This window comes from Mongoliimonas terrestris (assembly GCF_001927285.1).
In the GTDB taxonomy this organism is placed as follows: Bacteria; Pseudomonadota; Alphaproteobacteria; order Rhizobiales; family Pleomorphomonadaceae; genus Chthonobacter; species Chthonobacter terrestris.
This window is the reverse complement of sequence record NZ_MSIG01000053.1, coordinates 1-850: the sequence shown is the minus strand read 5'-3', so window position 1 is coordinate 850 and position 850 is coordinate 1. Positions and strand designations below refer to the sequence as shown.

Sequence of the window (850 nt, the reverse complement as noted above, 5' to 3'; positions counted from 1 at the left end):
GTCGTCGACTATCGCCACGTCATCCATTCGTTGAGGGCCAAGCCCGGCGCATTGCCGGGCCTCGTCTACCGCGACCAGCTCTTCCCGCGCGAGGCCTATCGCCGGCTCTACGATGCGGCCATGGAGGCCCTGCCGGAACGGACTGCCTGCAAGCTCGTCGTCGGCGCGCTCGCCATCGCCCACGAGCGCGGCGTCGAGGCCGATCTCGCAGCCTTGATCGAAGCCAGCCTCGACGCCGGCCGTCTGCCGACGCTCACCGATCTCACCGCTCGCTTCGCACCCGATCCCGGGGCGCTGCCCGAGGTCACCGTCACGCTGGGCCCGCTCAGCGCCTACGACGTCCTGACCGCCGCCGGGCAAGAGGTGCCGGCATGACCGCGACCGATCCCATCGACGAGGCCCGTCTCGGCCTCCTGCTCGGCGAACTGCGCCTGCCCGCCATCAAGCACATCTGGTCCCGCTTCGCCGAGCGCGCCGACAAGGAGGGCTGGCCCGCCGGCCGCTTTCTGGTCGCCCTCGCCGAGCACGAACTGGCCGAGCGCGAGCGTCGCCGCATCGAGCGCCATCTCACCGAGGCGCGCCTGCCGCCCGGCAAGACCCTCGACAGCTTCGACTTCGATGCCGTCCCCATGCTCTCCAAGGCCCAGATCATGGCCCTGGTCGCCGGCGACAGCTGGCTGGAGAAGGGCGACAACCTGCTCGTCTTCGGCCCGCCCGGCGGCGGCAAGAGCCATCTGGCCGCTGCCATCGGCCGCGGCCTCGTCGAGAATGGCTGGCGCGTGCTGTTCGCCCGCACCACCGATCTCGTCCAGCGCCTCCAGGTCGCCCGCCGCGAGCTCGCGCTGGAATC

General features: G+C 71.3%; 1 protein-coding gene and 1 pseudogene. Both read left to right on the top strand.

Annotated elements, in window-relative coordinates; translation table 11 throughout:
* Window positions 1-375: pseudogene (locus BUQ68_RS23945) on the top strand (IS21 family transposase); the annotation flags it as partial.
* A partial coding sequence (locus BUQ68_RS22575; RefSeq protein WP_175577892.1) for an ATP-binding protein occupies window positions 372-850 on the top strand: 479 nt, incomplete at its 3' end. The pseudogene BUQ68_RS23945 and the gene BUQ68_RS22575, both read left to right, overlap by 4 nt.